Below are 2003 nucleotides of genomic sequence, written 5' to 3' on the forward strand. Positions count from 1 at the left end.
AGGACGCCGAACCGCGCGGGCCGTCAAAAGGGGCGAAAAAGCAGAAAGGCCGGGCGATCTTGCCCGGCCTTTCGATCATTTCAAGCGCGAAGCGTCGCGATCAGCGGTCGAGCTTTTCGTCCAGTTCGGACTTTTCCAGCACGGCCGGTTCGTCGGTGCGCTGTTCGTCCTCGGTCTCCAACTCGTCGAGCTGGGCGGCGCCGATATCGTCGAACAACTCCTGAATCTCGAATTCCGCTTCGGCTTCTTCCTCTGCGGCGAGTTCCTGGATCGACTTGCCGGAGGCCTGAAGCTCTGCCTCTTCGGGGGAGCGTGCGACGTTCAGCTGGATGGTGGCGTCGACCTCGGGGTGCAGGACGATCTGCACGTCGTGCAGGCCCAGTTCCTTGATCGGCTGGCCCAGAACCACCTGCTTGCGGTCCACGGTGAAGCCTTCGGCGGTCGCGGCATCGGCGGCGTCACGGGTGGTGACGGAGCCATAGAGCGCACCCGCATCGGAAGCGGAGCGAATCACGACGAACTGCTGACCGTTCAGCTTCTCGGCCATCTTCTCGGCTTCCTTGCGGGTCTCGAGGTTCTGTGCCTCAAGCTGGGCCTTGCGGCCCTCGAAGGCTTCGATGTTGGCCTTGGAGGCCGACAGCGCCTTGCCCTGCGGCAGCAGGAAGTTGCGGGCATAGCCGGGCTTCACGTCCACGACTTCGCCCATCTGGCCCAGCTTGGCCACACGTTCCAGAAGGATAACTTGCATGTGCTCTCTCCTTACTTGACGGCGTAGGGCAGCAGGGCGAGGAAACGGGCGCGTTTGATGGCACGGGCCAGTTCACGCTGCTTCTTCGCCGAGACGGCGGTGATACGGCTGGGCACGATCTTGCCACGCTCGGAGATGTAGCGTTGCAGCAGGCGCGTGTCCTTGTAGTCGATTGCGGGTGCATTGTCGCCCGAGAAGGGGCAGACCTTGCGACGGCGGAAAAATGGTTTTGCAGCCATGGTTTAGATCCTTTTCCTCAAGCCAAAATCAGCGGCGCTCGCGGCGGTCGGACCGCTCGTCGCGCTTTTGCATCTGAACCGACGGCAGTTCCTTGTGCTCGTCCACCTTGATGGTCAGCACGCGCATGACGTCGTCGTGCAGGCGCATCAGGCGTTCCATTTCCTGCACGGCCGCCGCGGGGGCATCCGAACGCAGGAAGGCATAATGGCCCTTGCGGTTCTTGTTGATCTTGTAGGCCATCGTCTTGACGCCCCAGTACTCGCTGTCGACGAGCTTGCCGTCGTTGTCCGCGAGAACGGTTCCGAAATGTTCGATGAGGCCTTCGGCTTGCGTGTTGGACAGATCCTGACGCGCGATCATGACATGCTCATAAAGCGGCATGTGCTCTCCTATTTGTATCGAGGCGCATTTCATAGGCAGGGCGGTTCCCCCTTGCGGCCCCACCACGAGAGACTGCGCGGTTAAACGTCTTGCAAGGGAATGGCCGATATACACGGTTTGGCCGCCGGGGCAAGGGCGGATCGCCATGGCTGGGCGACCTGCGGGCTGCCATGTCCGCCGCCCGTGCAGCCCCGACAAAGCCCTGACAAAACACCTGCCCCGCCGCGGGAGCGCCGTGCTTCCGCCATGATCGGTACCGACATTGGAATGAAGCACAAAACCATAAAAAATCCGAGGTTCGAGAAGATGACAGCAACAGCACAGGTTACGCGCCGACCGCTCCCCGTTATTCCGGTTCGGATGGTGGACGGGGGCCGCATGATGGTCCGGGCGGCACAGAGGTTGATCGGGGTCGCGATCCTGATCGCGGTTGGGGGCCTATGGCTCTTGCCCTCCGGCGGGTGGGAGGCGGATGTCGTCCTGTTCAAGCTGGTGCTTTCGCTGACGGGGGTGCTGGCGGGCCTCTGCCTGCTGCAGGCCAGCGCTGCACCCGATGCGCCGCAGATCGAACTGGACGTGGAAAACCGGGAGCTGCGGCTCGTCCGCAAGTTGGCCGGGGGGCGCACCGTGGTGC

At 62.8% G+C, this 2003-nt stretch carries 3 protein-coding genes and 1 pseudogene; 1 reads left to right on the forward strand and 3 read right to left on the reverse strand.

Annotated features, from left to right (window positions below):
- Window positions 1–100 precede the first annotated feature (100 nt).
- Genes rplI through rpsF form a run of 3 tightly spaced genes read right to left on the reverse strand, consistent with a single transcriptional unit; the run spans window position 101 to window position 1369 of the window.
- Window positions 101–748, reverse strand: a complete 648-nt coding sequence (rplI, locus tag A3764_RS15410; protein ID WP_067919728.1) for a 50S ribosomal protein L9 — start codon at window positions 746–748, stop codon at window positions 101–103.
- An 11-nt stretch (window positions 749–759) separates the two neighbouring features.
- Entirely contained in the window at window positions 760–987 is a 228-nt protein-coding gene (gene rpsR, locus A3764_RS15415; RefSeq protein WP_005852865.1) for a 30S ribosomal protein S18, read from the reverse strand.
- Window positions 988–1015: 28 nt separating this feature from the next.
- Window positions 1016–1369: a 30S ribosomal protein S6 gene (gene rpsF, locus A3764_RS15420; RefSeq protein ID WP_067919726.1), complete on the reverse strand. Its 354-nt coding sequence runs from the start codon at window positions 1367–1369 to the stop codon at window positions 1016–1018.
- 306 nt (window positions 1370–1675) lie between these two features.
- Between rpsF and A3764_RS15425 the strand changes: the two are divergent.
- A pseudogene (locus A3764_RS15425) lies at window positions 1676–2003 on the forward strand (hypothetical protein); the annotation flags it as partial.

Origin of the sequence: Sulfitobacter sp. HI0129, assembly GCF_001635395.1 — a bacterium.
Taxonomy (GTDB): Bacteria; Pseudomonadota; Alphaproteobacteria; order Rhodobacterales; family Rhodobacteraceae; genus Sulfitobacter.